Origin of the sequence: Myxococcus vastator, from assembly GCF_010894475.1 — a bacterium.
Lineage (GTDB): Bacteria > Myxococcota > Myxococcia > Myxococcales > Myxococcaceae > Myxococcus > Myxococcus vastator.
In genome coordinates this window covers 1-16,208 of the sequence record NZ_JAAIYB010000166.1, presented here as the reverse complement: position 1 = coordinate 16,208, position 16,208 = coordinate 1, and the positions used below count along the sequence as shown (strand labels likewise).

The 16,208-nt window shown below is 70.9% G+C and carries 9 protein-coding genes; 5 read left to right on the top strand and 4 right to left on the bottom strand.

Going from position 1 to position 16,208, the window contains the following annotated elements:
- Together G4D87_RS17930 and G4D87_RS17925 are read right to left on the bottom strand one after the other, a co-directional pair.
- A partial coding sequence (locus G4D87_RS17930) for a tryptophan 7-halogenase (RefSeq protein ID WP_163783289.1) occupies positions 1 to 1,130 on the bottom strand: 1,130 nt, incomplete at its 3' end.
- A complete protein-coding gene (locus tag G4D87_RS17925; RefSeq protein WP_163783288.1) occupies positions 1,127 to 3,166 on the bottom strand; it encodes a LodA/GoxA family CTQ-dependent oxidase in 2,040 nt (679 codons plus the stop codon). The genes G4D87_RS17930 and G4D87_RS17925, both read right to left, overlap by 4 nt.
- A 300-nt stretch (positions 3,167 to 3,466) precedes the next feature.
- On the opposite strand from G4D87_RS17925, the gene G4D87_RS17920 reads away from it, so the two are divergent.
- Positions 3,467 to 7,807, top strand: coding sequence for a DEAD/DEAH box helicase (locus G4D87_RS17920; RefSeq protein ID WP_205507627.1), 4,341 nt, complete (start codon positions 3,467 to 3,469; stop codon positions 7,805 to 7,807).
- Positions 7,808 to 7,878: 71 nt separating this feature from the next.
- Positions 7,879 to 10,443: a S8 family peptidase gene (locus G4D87_RS17915; RefSeq protein WP_163783286.1), complete on the top strand. Its 2,565-nt coding sequence runs from the start codon at positions 7,879 to 7,881 to the stop codon at positions 10,441 to 10,443.
- Positions 10,444 to 10,455: 12 nt separating this feature from the next.
- Here G4D87_RS17915 and sitI6 read toward each other — a convergent pair whose 3' ends face one another.
- Complete coding sequence (gene sitI6, locus G4D87_RS17910; protein WP_205507628.1) at positions 10,456 to 11,178, bottom strand: SitI6 family double-CXXCG motif immunity protein; 723 nt, start codon at positions 11,176 to 11,178, stop codon at positions 10,456 to 10,458.
- A 182-nt stretch (positions 11,179 to 11,360) separates the two neighbouring features.
- Between sitI6 and G4D87_RS17905 the strand changes: the two genes are divergently transcribed.
- The 3 genes from G4D87_RS17905 to G4D87_RS17895 all read left to right on the top strand — a co-directional run bounded on the left by G4D87_RS17905 (position 11,361) and on the right by G4D87_RS17895 (position 15,508).
- The gene (locus G4D87_RS17905; RefSeq protein WP_163783284.1) at positions 11,361 to 11,963 is read left to right on the top strand and encodes a biliverdin-producing heme oxygenase; all 603 of its coding nucleotides are present in this window, start codon (positions 11,361 to 11,363) and stop codon (positions 11,961 to 11,963) included.
- Complete coding sequence (locus G4D87_RS17900) at positions 11,944 to 14,217, top strand: ATP-binding protein (RefSeq protein WP_163783283.1); 2,274 nt, start codon at positions 11,944 to 11,946, stop codon at positions 14,215 to 14,217. The genes G4D87_RS17905 and G4D87_RS17900 overlap by 20 nt, the downstream gene beginning before the upstream one ends.
- A 109-nt stretch (positions 14,218 to 14,326) precedes the next feature.
- Positions 14,327 to 15,508, top strand: coding sequence for a hybrid sensor histidine kinase/response regulator (locus G4D87_RS17895; protein WP_163783282.1), 1,182 nt, complete (start codon positions 14,327 to 14,329; stop codon positions 15,506 to 15,508).
- 9 nt (positions 15,509 to 15,517) lie between these two features.
- Here the strand turns inward: G4D87_RS17895 and G4D87_RS17890 are convergent, their stop codons facing one another.
- Positions 15,518 to 16,081 (bottom strand): DUF420 domain-containing protein, encoded by a 564-nt coding sequence (locus tag G4D87_RS17890; RefSeq protein ID WP_163783281.1) that lies wholly within the window; start codon positions 16,079 to 16,081, stop codon positions 15,518 to 15,520.
- Between the last annotated feature and the right edge of the window lie 127 nt (positions 16,082 to 16,208).

Below are 16,208 nucleotides of genomic sequence, written 5' to 3'. Positions count from 1 at the left end.
GCGGAGGGGAGGTGGTGGGGCAGGGCCTCCCACCGGTTCTTCCAGAAGGGGGCGTCGGGCCACCGCTGCTCCTGGCGGTAGTAGTGCCCGCGCGTGCGCTGGTGCTCCTGGAAGCGCTCGTGCAGCGTGGCCTCGTAGGCTCGCAGCGCGTGGGGGGCGCCGCGCAGGTGCTGCTCCAGGGCGTCGGCGGCCAGCAGCGCGCTGTCCAGCGCCTTGGTGATGCCCTGGGAGGACAGCGGGTCATAGGTGCAGGCCGCGTCACCCACGGCGAGCCAGTGCTCGCCATGCATCCGGTCCAACTCGCCGACGAGGACGGGCACCGCGGTGAGCGCGTCGCCGGTGAAGTCACACACCTGGAGCCGGGCCAGGGTGGCCGGGGCCTGCCGCAGCAGGGACATCCAGGGCTCGGGCGTGGCCCAGCGCAGGCCGCGCAGGGAGTCTCCGTCTCCCACCATCGCGACGACGACGCGCCCGCCGGGGAGCAGCGCCGAGTACCACCAGCCCTCCGCGCAGGACTCCACCATCGCGTGGGTGGAGAACGTCTCGCCGTCCTGGACCTGGAAGGCGCCAAACACGGCGAAGCAGCGGTCCGCCACGCATCGCTTCGCCTCCTGGGCCGTCGCGAAGGGGGCCTTCCACCCCGTGGCGTCCACGACGAAGCGCGCCCGCAGGGTGCGGGGCCCCACGTGGCGCTGGGAGAGGAAGAGGCGGTAGCCGTCGCGTCCCAGGCGCTCCGCGTTCAGCAGCGTCGTCGCGCGCTGGACGTGCGCGCCCTGCTGGATGGCTTCGAGGCTCAGCCGTTCGTCGAAGCGCGTCCGGTCCAGGTGCCAGGCGGAGCCCCAAGCCGACATCAGGGTGTCGTTGAAGCTCGGCTCCGGGTGGCCCCAGCACGAGGAGGTGCCTCGCGACGCGAGGTGCCCATCGCGGAGGAAGGAGCTCCAGGCGCCGAGCCGGGACAGGGGAACACGCACGTCCGGCGGCAGCGTCTCGCCAAGCCGGGGTGTGTCGTAGGTGGTGCGCTCGAGCACCGTCACGGAGAGGTAGGGCGCACGGTCTCTCAGGGCGATGGCCATCGCGGTGCCCGCGGGTCCACCGCCGATGATGGCCACGTCGCAAGTGGGCTCGCTCACGCGGCGCCCGCTTTCGGCGCGCTGGGGGACGGGGTGGCGCCGGGCTTGTACGTCCGCTCCACCTCGATGAACTGGGGCGTGGGGGGCATTCCCGGACCGGACTCCGGTCCCCGGACTGCCTGCGGCGCATCCGACCTCCGGAGGATGAAGCCCAGGCTCTTCCAGTGGAAGACCATGTCCTCGTCCTTCACGAAGTTGCTGTCTTCGGGCCGCGTCCAGTAGCCCTGCTGCCACTGTCCGGACTCGTCCAGGTAGTTGACGTAGTAGGGCCGCTGCGCGGGCCACCACCACAGCGACGTCCCCTGGACTGGCTGGTTGGAGCACTCGTTGAAGTCGGCCTGCCAGGGCTGCGCCATGTACTTGCTGGCATCACCGGGCTCCAGGCCCAGGCCGTCATGCGGATTGGTGTCCCACTGGAGTCCGTGTCCGCTCAGGGCGCGGTGTTTGAAGCGGATGCCCGCGGCCGGGTCCTCCATGAAGAAGTTCGCGTCCCGGGCAATCCACGTCACTTCGATGCCTGGGCAGAAGGCGCCGCCCACGCAGTTGTCCAGCACCGCGCGGTCCAGCCGCGCGCCGTCGGACGCGGGAGGCGGTGGCGGGCTGTGGTCGACGCGCCCCTGGCTGTACTGCTGGAGGAAGAAGTACTGCGTCTGCGTGAGGGACAGGAACGTCCGGGGGTCGTAGTCCGTGAGGGGGTTGTCTCCGGCCATCTTCGGCATCAGGTCGGGCGTGGGCACGTTGACGTCCGAGGGCTTCCGGATGTGCTGCAGGAAGCGCGGCGGCAGCTTTCCCGCCGCGAAGGCATCGTGCTTGCTGTTGCCCATGGGGCCGACGTCGGAGACCCACTCGTAGGCGGCGGGCCGGCTCAGGATGGGGAGGATGTCCGCCTGGAAGTTGGGCGTGTACGTGTCGTTGAACGTCCCGCCCTGGCAGATGTCGGGGCGGAGGTTCCGCTCCCGGACGAACGTGTCGAAGAGCGTGTCGTAGAGGCTGATGATGTTGAGGAGCTGGGGGGCGTAGGCGGGGGGCCCCACGAACATCCAGGCCGGGAAGTCGACCTCGTGCTCGCTGTCGTCATCCATGACCAGCGTCGCGGTGACGGGCCCGTCCGAGACGTCGTCCCACCAGAAGGGATTGTTGGCGTAGACATCCAGCCGTGGCTGGGCGTGGGCCGTCTGGGTGATGAACTTCCGGACCTTCGGGACCTGGTCCGGCGTGAGGCCCAGCGTCGGGTTCGTGATGACGCTGTCGATCGCGGCATTGAAGGCCGCTTCGGTGTCATACCCGAGGTCCGCGATGGTCCCCAGCGCCAGGAGGAGCGCCGTCAACAGGGGCTGCGACGCGTCGACCGCGGCCAGCAGTTCCTTGCTGTCCGCCCAGTCCATCAGCAGCGCCGACGTCAGGTCGTAGTGCGTGGAGGCGCCGGACTTGCCGTAGCCGCCCAGCGCGTGGAGAGCACCCTGACCATCCACGATGAGCTGGCCCAGCGTGGTGATGTCGCTGTTCTCGGGGACGAGGTTCGCGGGGGGAAAGGAGGTGGCGTAGCCGCCGGGCGCGTCCTTCCCGAAGTTGGCGGTGGTGGGCAGGCCCTGGCTGCCCCGGCAGGCGACGGTGCGCGGCCCCGGGTCGATGATGAGGCTGGCGCGCGCGGCGCCCTGGACGCGCGGGTTTCTCAGCGGGTGCGGCGTGGGCGGCGTGCCCTGGGGCTGATAGTTCCCGTCCGCGCCCAGCTGCTGCTGGAACTCGTACCAGGCGGCCTTCTTGTTGGCGAGGTGGACCGTCCAGCGGATGTCCTTGACGCCGCCTTCACCGGGTTGGATGCGGCGCCCGTTCGCACCGGGCGAGTCGTAGGCGTGGATTTGAAAACGCGCTGCCTGCCTCCGCATGGCCTGTTGCCCATCGCGGAAGACGGTGACGTCCCCGCCACGAACCTCCTGCGGAAGGCCACCCGCCTCCTCCGGGCCCAGGTAGTACTCCTCGCTGTCTCCGACGCGGGCCACGCCAATCGACGGGTGAATCTTATAGGTTGGGCTCATGCCTTCGCTCCTCGCGGTGTCCCGGGAGGGGGTGCAAGGCACATTCCCCGAAAGGCCTGTGTTGGGATTCCAGGTGGCGTGTGCTTTTTGCGCGCGAAGACTGTCTTTGGGGGGGCCAGGCATTGCGGCTGACGTGTCATGCATGGGGATGACGCGTCAGCGTCCTGCCCGCACGCAGGGCCTGCGTCCCACCGGGTGCTCGTCCGGCCCATGCCGCACCCGCAGTGGGGACCTACTCACCAGGTTCCGTCGCGTTGACGCCGGGCTGTACCTGTGTTCAGGCTAGGTCTGGAGGTTCCGATGGCCCCGCAAATCAGCCTCGACTTCGTCACGGAGTACGCGGCGCACCCGGCGCTGGCGCCCTTCCATCCGGTGGTGCGCCGCTGGTTCGCGGAGCGACTGGGCGAGCCCAGCCGTCCCCAGGTGGAGGGCTGGCCGCTCATCCAGGCAGGCCAGGACGTGCTCATCGCCGCGCCCACGGGCAGCGGCAAGACGCTGACGGCGTTCCTCGCCGCGCTGGATTCGCTGTTCCGGCTGGCGCTGGAGGGCGCGTTGCCGGACTGCACGCAGGTGCTCTACGTGTCGCCGCTCAAGGCGCTGGGCAACGACGTGCAGAAGAATCTGCTCCAGCCGCTGGAGGAGCTGCTCGCCCGGGCCCGCGCGGAGGGCTTCCAGCCCCAGGAGCTGCGAGTCCAGGTGCGCAGCGGAGACACGCCGGCGTCCGAGCGCGCGCAGATGGTGCGCCGTCCGCCGCACATCCTCATCACCACGCCGGAGTCCTTCTACCTCTACCTCACGGCGGAGAAGGCCCGCGCCACGCTGCGCGCGGTGCGCACCGTCATCGTGGACGAAATCCACGCCCTGGCGCGCGACAAGCGGGGCAGCCACTTCGCGCTGTCGCTGGAGCGGCTCAAGGCGCTCACGGACGCGCGGCCCCAGCTCATCGGCCTGTCGGCGACGCAGAAGCCGCTGGACGCCATCGCCGGGTTCCTCACCGGCGCCTCCCACCGGGATTGCAAGCGGGTGGAGGTGGGCCACCTGCGCCCGTGGGATTTGACGCTGGAGATTCCGGACGCGGAGCTGTCGTCGCTGGCCAGCCATGAGATGTGGGGGCAGGTCTATGACAGGCTGGTGGCGCTGACGGGGGCGCACCGCACGACGCTCGTCTTCGTCAACACGCGGAAGATGGCGGAGCGCGTGGCGCACGACCTGGGGGAACGCCTGGGCGAGGGCACCGTGGCGGCGCACCACGGCAGCATGTCGCGCGAAATCCGGCTGGCCGCGGAGGAGAAGCTGAAGTCCGGGCAGCTGCGGGCCATGGTGGCCACCGCGTCGCTGGAGCTGGGCATCGACGTGGGCAACGTGGACCTGGTGGTGCAACTGGGCAGCACGCGCGCCATCTCCGTGCTGCTCCAGCGCGTGGGCCGCGCGGGCCACCACAAGGCGGCCATCTCCAAGGGCATCCTCTTCGCGATGACGCGCGACGAGCTGATGGAGTGCACCGCGCTCCTCAACGCCGTGCGCGAAGGTGATTTGGACGCGGTGCGGATTCCGGAGAAGCCGCTGGACGTGCTGGCGCAGCAGATTGTCGCCGCGTGCGCTTGCGAGGAGTGGGACGAGCGCGCGCTCTTCAGCCTCTTCCAGCGCGCCTACTCGTACCGGAACCTCACCTGGGAGGAGTACCAGGGCGTGCTGGAGCTGTTGTCCGAAGGCGTGGCGGCGCGCCGGGGCCGCGCGGGCATCCACCTCCACCGGGACAGGGTGAACCAGCGCCTCAAGGGCCGGCGCGGCGTGCGCATCACCGCGCTCACCAATGGCGGCGCCATCCCGGACACCTTCACCTTCAACGTCACCGCGGAGCCGGAGGGCAAGGTGGTGGGCACGCTGGACGAGGACTTCGCGGTGGAGTCGTCGCCCGGGGACATCTTCCTGTTGGGCAGCACCGCGTGGCGCATCCAGCGCGTGTCGGGCAGCACGGTGCAGGTGGAGGACGCGCGCGGCGCGCCGCCCAACGTGCCCTTCTGGCGCGGCGAGGCGCCGGGCCGCACGGACGAGCTGTCGCTCCAGGTGGGCCGCCTGCGCGAGGAGCTCACGTCACGCGAGGATGCTCCGGCGTTCCTCCAGAAGGAGCTGCGCATGCCGCCGCCCGCGGTGGACGCGCTGATGGGCTACCTGCGCACGGGGCAGAAGATGCTCGACGCGGTGCCCAGCCACACCACGGTGGTGGCCGAGCGCTTCTTCGACGAGGCGGGCGGCATGCAGCTCATCATCCACGCGCCCTTCGGCAGCCGCATCAACCGCGCGTGGGGGCTGGCGCTGCGAAAGCGCTTCTGCCGCTCGTTCGACTTCGAACTCCAGGCGGCGGCGACGGAGGACGGCATCCTCCTGTCGCTGGGCGAGCAGCACTCCTTCCCGCTGGCGGAGATTTTCGACTTCCTCCACCCGGACCATGTGGAGGAGGTGCTGGTGCAGGCGGTGCTCCAGGCGCCGATTTTCGGCACGCGCTTCCGGTGGGTGGCCACGCGGTCGCTCGCGCTGCACCGGATGATGGGGGGCAAGCGCGTGGCGCCCAACCTCCAGCGCGCCCGCAGCGAGGACCTGCTGGCGTCGGTGTTCCCGGAGCAGGTGGGCTGCCAGGACAACCACGGCGGCGGCGACCTGGAGCTGCCGGACCATCCGCTGGTGAAGCAGACCATGGATGACTGCCTGCGCGAGGCCATGGACGTGGACGGCCTGCGCGAGGTGCTGCGCGGCATGCGGGATGGCCGCATCCGCCTGCTGGCGCGTGACGTGCCGGAGCCCAGCCTCTTCGCGCACGCGATGATTCACAGCCAGCCCTACACCTTCCTGGATGACGCGCCCGCCGAGGAGCGCCGCGTGCGCAACGTGGCCCTGCGCCGCGCCATGCCCGCCGAGGACGTGACGGCCTTCGGCGCGCTGGACGCGACGGCGATTGCCACGGTGGTGGAGGACGCCGCCCCGCCCATGCGCGACGAGGACGAGCTGCACGACGCGCTGTTGCAGCTGATTCTGCTGCCCGCCGCGGAGGTGCCGCGCGGCCTGGCGACGCCCCTGTTCGAGCAGGGCCGGGTGGCGTGGATGGACCTGCCCGCGGGCCGCTTCCTGGTGTCGGCGGAGCGGGGCAGCGCGCTGCGGGTGCTCTTCCCGGACGCGCCCATGCAGCCGCCGCTGCCGGTGCTGGCGCATGACCGGCCCGTGGAGCGGGACGCCGCCGTGCTCCAGGTGGTGCGCGGACGCATGGAGATGCTGGGGCCCACGACGGTGGCGGAGTTGGCCCGGCTCGTCGTGCTGGACGAGGACTCCGTCAACGCGGCCATGCACCAGTTGGAGGCCCAGGGCAACGTGCTGCGCGGCCGCTTCCGTCCGCTGGAAGTTCCACTGGCGGAGGGGGCCAGCGCGCCGCTGGAGTGGTGTGACCGGCGCCTGCTCCAGCGCATCCACCGGCTGACGGTGGGACGGCTGCGCAAGGAAATCGAGCCGCTGAGCGCGCAGGACTTCATGCGCTTCCTCTTCCGCTGGCACCACCTGGAGGAGCTGGACGCGCTGCGCGGCTCCACGGGGCTGCTCAAGGCGGTGCGGCTGCTGCAGGGCTATGAGGCGCCGGCGTCCGCGTGGGAGCGCTTCCTGCTGCCCGCGCGCATGCGGGGCTACACGCCCGACTTGCTGGAGCGGGCCTGCTACGCCGGTGAGGTGGCCTGGGGCCGCCTGACGACGAAGGAGGCGAAGCCCACGCCAGGGCCCCGCCGGGGCGCGCCGGTGCCGCCGCCGGAGCCCGCGCCCACGCGCTCACGGGCGTCGCCCACGCGCAACGCGTCGTTGACCTTCACCTTGCGCGAGGACCTGGAGTGGATGCTCACCGCGGCGCGGCCTCACGCGGTGCTGGCGGACGGGGACGTGTGGACGCCGCCGGACTTGAGCGCGCCCGCCAGGGACGTGGTCGCGGTGCTGGAGCGGCGCGGAGCCTGCTTCTTCCAGGACCTGGTGTCGCGCGCGCGCAGGCTGCCCGCCGAAATCGAGGACGCGCTGTGGGAGTTGGTGGCGCGCGGGCTGGTGACGGCGGACGCGGTGCAGAACCTGCGCGTGCTCCAGAGTCCGGCGCACCGCAAGCGGCAGAAGCTGCTCCAGCGCGGTGGCCCGGGCCGCTGGAGCCTGCTGGCGCCCGCGGAGCCGAAGTCGCAGGACGAGGTGCTGGACTCGCTGGCGCGCCTCTTCCTCCAGCGCTACGGCATCGTCTGGCGCGACCTGGTGATGCGCGAGGCGCTGGCGCCCACGTGGCGCGAGCTGCTCTTCGTGTACCGCCGCATGGAGGCGCGCGGCGAGGTGCGCGGCGGCCGCTTCGTGTCGGGCTTCGTGGGCGAGCAGTTCGCGCTGCCGGAGGCGGTGGACATGGCGCGCTCGGTGCGCCGTCAGCCTCCGTCCGGTGTGCGGGTGCAGCTGTCCGGGGTGGACCCGCTCAACCTCACGGGCGTGGTGACACCCGGGCCGCGAGTGCCGGCGATGCCGGGCAACGTGGTGACGTACGTGGACGGTGTGCCGCGAGATGTCGGCGCACTGGACGATACGGCCGACGGCAACGTTGGAGAGGACACGGAAGACGGCGGCGAGGCCATGGCGAGCTGAGCGGCGCGGCCCCGTCAAGCAGTGGATGCTAGGCTGTCGCCTCTTCCGTGTTCTTCCGAGGGGTCGCCTGAATGCGTCGCCTGTTGTTGATGGGACTGTTGCTGCTCTCCGCCACCTCCTGTTCTGGCGACGATGAAGACCCGGGGGAGCCGCCGTCCCGGACGGGGCGCATCCAGGGGGCGCTGACGCCCTTCCGGGGCAGCGAACGGTCCGCTGGCGACGGTGCCTCCCAGACGGTGCGCTCGCCGTTTCGCGCGGGTGCCCTGGAGACGCTGAAGGCGACGCTGCGGGGAATGCAGGCGGGGCGCGCGCGCGAGCCGCGGGTGGCGCCGAAGGCCGTGCCGGGGCTCCCCATTGTCCCTTCGCAGCCGGTCGCCGCGCCGCTGGAGCGGGCCTCCCGCGAGGACCCCACGATTCCCGGGGACGTCATCCTCCGCTTCGAGGAAGCGGGCCTGTCGCCGGAGCGCGTGCTGGCGGCGGTGCGGCGCTCGGGCTTCCGCGCGGTGCACAAGGGGTACGCCAGTGAGTACGTGCACCTGGTGGGCTACGAGCCGCTGGATGGCAAGGCGGTGACGGCCGCGAAGACGCAGGAGTGGGCGGCGCAGCTCGCCCGGGTGCCGGGCGTGACGTACGCGGTGCGAAACGCGCGGATGGGGGCGTCGGCGGCGCCCAATGACCGGGGCTACAGCCTTCAGTGGCACTACCCCACGCTCAACCTGCCGGCCGCATGGGACCAGGTGCCGGACGCGTCCAGCGTGGTGGTGGCCGTCCTGGACAGCGGCATCGTCCCGCACCCGGACCTGACGAACGTATTGCCGGGTTACGACATGATTTCGGACCCGGAGAACGCGGGTGACGGCGACGGCCGGGACAGCAACCCGCGGGACGAAGGCGGGGACACGCCCAACGGTGGCTCCTCGTGGCATGGCTCGCATGTGGCGGGCACCATCGGCGCGGACACGAACAACGAGGTGGGCGTCGCGGGCGTGGCCTGGAACGCGAAGCTGCTTCCGGTGCGGGTGCTGGGGAAGAAGGGCGGCACCAGCTTCGACATCGCGGCGGCCATCACCTGGGCCACGGGCGGCAGCGTGCCGGGCGTGCCGCCCAATCCCAACCCCGCGAAGGTGGTGAACATGAGCCTGGGTGGCAGCGCGCCGCCGCAGGCGCTGTACCAGGACGCCATCGACGCGGCCTTGGGGCGCGGAGCCATCATCGTCGTCGCCGCGGGCAACGAGGACGTGGATGCGCGCAACAGCACGCCGTGCAACCAGCAGAACGTCATCTGCGTGGGCTCCACCAGCCTGGCGGGTCAGCGCAGCAGCTTCTCCAACTTCGGCGTGGACGTGGACGTGGTGGCGTCCGGGGGGGAGATGCGCGAGGACCTGAACGGCGACGGCTATCCGGACGGCGTGCTGTCCACGGTGTTGGATGAGAACGGGCAGCCGGCCTACATCTTCTCGCAGGGAACCAGCATGGCGGCGCCTCACGTCGCGGGCGTGGTGACGTTGATGGCGGCGGCGCGACCGGACCTGACGGCCGCGGTGGCGGAGAGCACGCTGAAGGCCACCGCCACGCCGCTCACCAACGCGCAGTGCCCGGAGGGCTGCGGCGCGGGGCTCGTCAACGCGCGCGCGGCGCTGGCCCGCATCGCCAACGTGAACCCCGGCACGCTGGACCCTCAGCTCAACGTGACGACGTCCACGCTGTTCTTCCGGGGCAGCGGTACGCAGCAGCTCACCCTCAACAACGTGGGAGGAAATCGGGGCGGCGATTTGACGGTGTCGGCCAGCGTCAGCGGGCCCAATGCCTCGGCGGTGACGTTCCCGCAGGGGGACACGGTGCGGGTGCCCGCCTTCGGCTCGGCCTCGCTGAGCGTGGCGGTGGATGCCTCCGGGCTGGCGGGAGCGGACACCGTGGTGACGCTGAGCCTGGTGGGCTCGGGGGCGGCGGGCTCGGCGACGGTGGCGGTGAAGATTGGCGTCGCGGGGGCTGCCAACGACCTGGACGCCCTCATCGCGTTCGTGTGGCAGGACGCGCGAGGGGACTGGCAGGCCTCGGAGGACGCCATCGCCGTCGCGCGCGCGTCGGGGGGCTACGCGTACAGCATCTCCCTGGCGCCGCGGACGTACTACGCGCTGGCCACCATCGACGACGACCAGGATGGCAACTTCTTCGAGGACGGTGAGCGCACGGGCTACTGGCGCAACGTGGACTCCTTCGAGCCGCTGGAGGTGGAGGAGGGCGACCGCATCGAGAATGTGAGCTTCGACCTGCTTCCCCTGGCGCCCATCGATGATGACCCGGCGCTGGTGGTGGGCAGTGCGTGCGGCTCCAACGTGGACTGTCCCGGGGGCGTGTGCGTGACGGACTATCCGGGTGGGTACTGCTCCCTGGATTGCACCCGCTCCGCGTGTCCGGCGGGCTCGCGGTGCTACATCGTGGATTCCTCCTCGGGCCTCAAGGCCTGTCTGGCGACCTGCACGCTGCAGGTGGGGACAGGGCAGGGGGACTGCCGCTCCGGTTATGTGTGCTACCGCGACGGCACGGGTTCGGGGGCCTGCCAGCCCAACTGCAACACCTCCGGCCTGTCGTGTGGGCTGGGACGGACGTGCCTGGCCAACGGCTTCTGTGGCTGAGGGTTGGGCCCATCAGCGGCACTCCCGCTCCCGGAACACCACGCCGTCCGACTTCAGTCGCGCCGCCGCGTCGACGAAGCGTTCCGTGGCGAGGATGACCGTCCATGCGTCTTCCATGCGGAAGAGGTCCGCGTCCGCGGGCAGGGAGGATGCCTGGAGGATGATGGGCTGGGGCAGGTCGAACGGCTCGTTACCGCAGGTCGGGCAGGGGAGCTTCTGGTTTGCCGGGAGGCAGTCGGGATGGAGTCGCCCGTGCAGTTCCAGTTGCAGTTCCATCAGGTCCGGCGGGTTCTTGCCACGGAAGCGGACGTCGACCGCCTGACCCGTGAGTCCTCGCACTCCGTGGGATTGCAACGCCTCCAAGGTTTCGCGCCGGAGCAGGAAGGTCCAGGGGTTCTGCATGTAGAACGAACCGAAGCGGCCCATGCCAGGGCCTGTCAGCGGACCGAATTGTGCCCCTGGCTCGAGTCGTGCCCACGCCGGAGTGAAGGGCCGCACCCGCTCCACGAGCTTCAGCACCGTATCGCGCGGCACGGGCCTGGGGTCTGAGAGGGCGTGTTGCTCGCGGTCAGGCAGGCTGGAAAGGTCGACGCAGGGATAGGCGAGGGCGGGGGAGCCGCCTCCCGCGCGGCATGTCGGGCAGGGCTGTACGCCCGGTAGCCCCCAGCGGTGAATGGCGTCAATGCTGCCCGTGTAACCAGCGGCCGTATCTTCCTCGACTTCAAATACCTTCACGAGCATTCCTGGAGATGAACCCGTGGATGTCCACGCCATTCCTGGACACTGGCCGTGACGTCTGGAGGCCGCTCGGGCGCCCGTGTCCAGGACGCCCGAGGGGTAGGGCGGTGGACACTTGTCCACGGTTCCCGATTCCCACGGGGGAGCGACGGCGGCATCGTGCAGGCACCTTGTCCTTGATGCAGCGACTGAAGACCGAGACGCGCCCGCACCACGAGCGCACCGAGGCCCAGGTGCGTTTGATGGATGCGGACCTGACGCCCACGGCGTACCGCCGCCATCTGGAAGCGCTCCACGGCTTCTACGTTCCGCTGGAGGCCCGGCTCGCCGGACTGGGGCTGGAGGCGATTGCCGGCCTGTCCATCCACACGCGCTGGAAGGTCCCCCTCTTGAAGGAGGACCTCCGCGCGCTCGGCCATGACGACGCCTCGCTCGAACGGCTGCCTCGCTGCGGGGCGTTGCCCTCACTGGCGGGCGTGCCCGAGGCCCTGGGCTGCCTCTACGTCCAGGAGGGCGCCACCCTGGGCGGCCAGCTCATCCTCCGGCACCTGCGCCGCCACTTCGACGGAGTGCCGTCCCTGGGCGACTTCTCCTTCTTCCGCGCGTACGGCGCTGATGTCGGGCCCCGGTGGCGTGCCTTCGGTGACGCCGTCAACCAGGCCTCCGCCTCCGCCGCGGGAGACACCTTCGATGCCCGCGTGGTGAAGGGCGCTCAGGACACATTTGACGCCTTCGCTGTCTGGCTGCGGCAGGAACAGGCACATGCCTCCGTCTCCGCCTGACATCGACCTGGGCCAGTGTGACCGGGAGCCCATCCACCTGCTGGGCGGCGTCCAGCCTCACGGCGTGCTGGTGGCCTTCCAGACGGCGTCGTCCCGAATCGAGGTGGTGAGCGCCAACGCGGAGACCCTGCTGGGCGCGGCGCCCTCCGCGCTGCGAGGGCAGCCCATCACCAGCCTCCTGGACGCGGAGACGCTGCGGCGCGTGCAAGCGGGCTCTGTCTCCGGGCCCGTGGTGGTGGAGGCCGGAGGGCGTGCCTGCTCAGCGCTGCTGCATGTCAGCGGCGACCTGTCGGTGCTGGAGCTGGAGCCCCTCACGGCGGAGGACGCCCTCTCCGACGAGGCCGCGCTGTCCGCCATCCACGCGCTGGTGTCGCCGCTGGGGCAGGGGCAGGGGATATCCGCGCTGCTCCAGGCCGCGGCGGATGGCGTGCGGTCGCTCAGCGGCTTCGACCGCGTCATGGTGTACCGCTTCCATGCGGACTGGCACGGCGAGGTGGTGGCGGAGAGCCGGGCCGAGCGCATGGACAGCTTCATGGGGATGCACTTCCCGGCCAGTGACATTCCCGTCCAGGCCCGGGCGCTCTACCGCCGCAATCCGCTGCGCCTCATCGCGGACGTCCAGGCGAAGCCCGTGGGCCTGGTGCCGCCGACGTTGCCGGACACGGGCCAGCCGCTGGACCTGTCCGGCGCCGCGCTTCGCAGCGTGTCCGAGGTCCACCTCGAATACCTGCGCAACATGGGGGTGGGCGCTTCCTTCTCCGTGTCGTTGCTGAAGGACGGCGAGCTGTGGGGCCTCATGGCCTGCCACCATTCGTCACCGCGTCACGTCTCCGCCGCGCGGAGGCAGGCCTGTGAGGTGCTGTCGCGGCTGCTGGCGCTTCAGCTCGCCACGGAGGAGCGCGGCGCGGACGCGGCCTCGCGGGCGCATCGTGCGGCGCTCCTGGGACAGCTCGTCGAGGGCTTGGAGGATGGCGCGTCGCTGCCCGTCGCGCTCGAAACCCACGGGGCGCAGTTGATGGCGCTCACCGGCGCCACCGGTGTGGCGCTCCTGCTGGACGAGCGGCTTGACCCGGAGCAGGTCGAGGCGCCGTTGCTCGTGGGCCAGACGCCCACCCCGGAGGAAGTCCAGGCACTGGCCACGCGGCTGGCGGGCATGCCCGCCGCGAGCGTCACCCTGCACACCGAGCGGCTGGGCACCTGGCATCCACCCCTGGCTGGACGCGCGGACGTGGCGGCGGGCGTGCTGGCCGTCCGCCTGGATCCTCAAGCGCCTCGCTTCGTCCTCTGGTTCCGACCGGAGGTGGCGCGCACCGTCACCTGGGCTGGCAACCCGCACAAACCCGTCCAGCCCGAGCCCGGTCATGCGCGCCTGCATCCCCGGGCCTCATTCGATGCGTGGCGCGAGGACGTGCGAGGCGCCAGCACGCCCTGGACGCAGGCGGATGTGGACGCGGCGGAGTCCTTCCGGGGCGCCCTGGTGGGCGTGGTGCTGCGCCATGCCGCGGAGCTGGCCCGGCTGTCGCGCGCGCTGGCTCGCTCCAACGAGGAGCTGGAGTCCTTCAGCGGCACGGTGGGGCACGACCTGCGCGAGCCGCTGCGCGGCATCCAGCAGTACACGTCCTTCTTCCTGGAGGACCACGGCGCGTCGCTCACGGCAGAGAGCCGCGACCAGCTCCAGTCCGTGGTGTGGCTCGCCCGCCGGGCGCAGTCGCTGTTGGAAGACCTCTTCGAGTACAGCCGGCTGGGCCGCATCGAGCTGGCCTGGCGCGACGTGGACATGCACGCGCTGGTGGAGGAGGCCGTGGCCGTGGTGGCCCCTCGGCTCCAGGAGAGGAAGGTCGAGGTGCGCCTGCCTCGCCGCCTGCCCCGCGTCGCCTGTGATGCCGTCCGCATCCGCCAGGTCTGGGAGAACCTGCTGGCCAACGCCGCCAAGTACCAGTCCGCGCCGCCACACTGGGTGGAGCTGGGCTACCACGGGCCCGGCGAGGCGCGTCCGCCAGCGGCGGCGCAGCATGACGCGCCCTACGTTTTCTTTGTGAAAGACCCGGGTATCGGCATCGCCTCGCGGTTCCACGAGGCCATCTTCGACATGTTCCGCCGGCTGCACTCCGTGCAGGCGTACGGCGGCGGCACGGGCGCGGGGCTGGCCATCGCGCGGCGGCTGGTAAGGTTGCACGGCGGCGAGCTCTGGGTCGCCTCCTCGCCGGGACAAGGCGCCACCTTCTACTTCACGTTAGGAAGAGGTCCGGCATGACGGCGCTCGGCTCACTGCTCCTGGTGGAAGACAGCGATGCGGACCCGCGTGCGTCCAGGCCCGCGCGGGTCCTGCACATGCCGGGGGCGCGGCGCGAGGCGGTGGCGACATGACCTCCGTCTTGCGCGCCCTGCTGGTGGACGACAACCCCGCGGACCGCTTCGCCGTGCGGCGTGCCCTGGAGCGCGACGGCGAGCAGACCTGGGTGCTGGAGGCCGTGTCGTCGGCGGAAGACGCCCTGGCGCGCATCGCCGCCGAGCCGCTCCTGGACGTGGCGCTCGTGGACTTCCACCTCCCTGGCATGACGGGGCTGGACCTGCTGCGCGAGCTGCACGCCCGTGGCGGCGGCCCGCTGCCCGCGATGGTGATGCTCACCGGCAGTGGCAACGAGCGTGTCGCGGTGGAGGCGATAAAGGCGGGGGCGCAGGACTACCTGGTCAAGGATGCGTACAGCGCGGAGCGGCTGCGCCGCAGTCTTCGGGCCGCGGTGGACACGGTGCGCATGGTGCGCGAGCTGGAGGAGCGCAGGGTGCGGACCGAGCGCGCGGAGCGGGCGGCGTGCGAGGCGCTGGCCGTGCGCGACGAGCTGGCCGCCCTGGCCACGCATGACCTCAAGGGGCCGCTGCAAATCGTGGCCCTCAACGCCCAACTGTTGCAGCGTCAGCTTTCGAAGAGCGAGCTGGGGGTCGCGCAGGCGTCTCGGTTGGAGCACATCATCCGCGCCACGCAGCGCATGGGTGAGCTCATCGACGACTTCCTGGGCGCCACGCGCACCGACGAGCAGCCCTTGGAGCGGGCGCCCATGGACCTGCTGGCGCTGGTGCACTCCAAGGTGCATGCCATGGAGGCCTCCGGCCGGAACCCCTTCGTGCTGCATGCGAAGGGCACGGACTTCACCGGCCAATGGGACCCCCGCGCCTTGGAGCGCGTGCTGGAGAACCTGCTGGGCAACGCGGTGAAGTACAGCGCCGCGGACACCACCGTCGTGGTGACGCTGTCGGTGGAGGCGGACGGCTCGGAGGAGCGCGTGCGGCTTCAGGTGGCGGACCAGGGCATGGGCATTCCCACCGAGGACCTGCCCTTCGTCTTCGAGCGCTTCCGGCGCGGCCGCAACGTGGCGCCGGGCGTCACGGGCAGCGGGGTGGGGCTGGCCAGCGCGCGCCACATGGTGCAACTGCACGGCGGCACCATCCAGGTGGAGAGCCAGGAGGGCCGCGGCGCGACCTTCATCGTGACGCTTCCGCGCGGCGTGGCGCGGCCAGGCGTCCAGACTGCCTCGTCGACGTCCTGATTCAGCGCGTCACAGGACGGCGGGCGCGCTGCCACGCAGCATGAAGTACACGACGACGCCCGTCACCGACACGTAGACCCAGATGGGCGCCAGCCACCGCGTCACCTTGCGGTGCCGGGTGAAGTCCTTGCGCCACGTGAAGTAGAAGGCCACCAGCGCCATGGGCACCACGGGCATGGACAGCAGCACGTGGCTGGCCAGGATGCACAGGTACAGCCCGCGCCAGTCCCCCACGTAACGCGTGTCGCCATGCACGAAGTGGTAGGACAGGTAGCAGACGAGGAAGAGCGCGGACGCGGTGAAGGCCGACACCATCAGGTACTGGTGGACCTGCCGCGCGCCCCGTTTGATCGCCACCCACCCGCCGATGAGCAGCGCCGCGGCCGTGGCGTTGAGGCCCGCGTTCACCGCCGGGAGGAAGCGCAGGTTCACCCCGTCCACCGGGCCGCCGCCGCGCACCAGCAGAATCCAGCCGATGAATGCCAGCGCCAGCGCGGACACCACGGCGGTGAAGATGAAGAAGGCCCGGTCACTCACCCGGGGCGGCAGCGCGGCTTGGGCGGCGTTCGACATGGGCCCCTGTGTCTCGCGCGGCGGGCTTCGTTGCAACCCTTGCCAACGGGTTGATACACTGAGACCTACATGTCGGATGAAAGGTTTCAATAGGCGTCACTGGATCTTGAAACGGTAATTCCTGCAT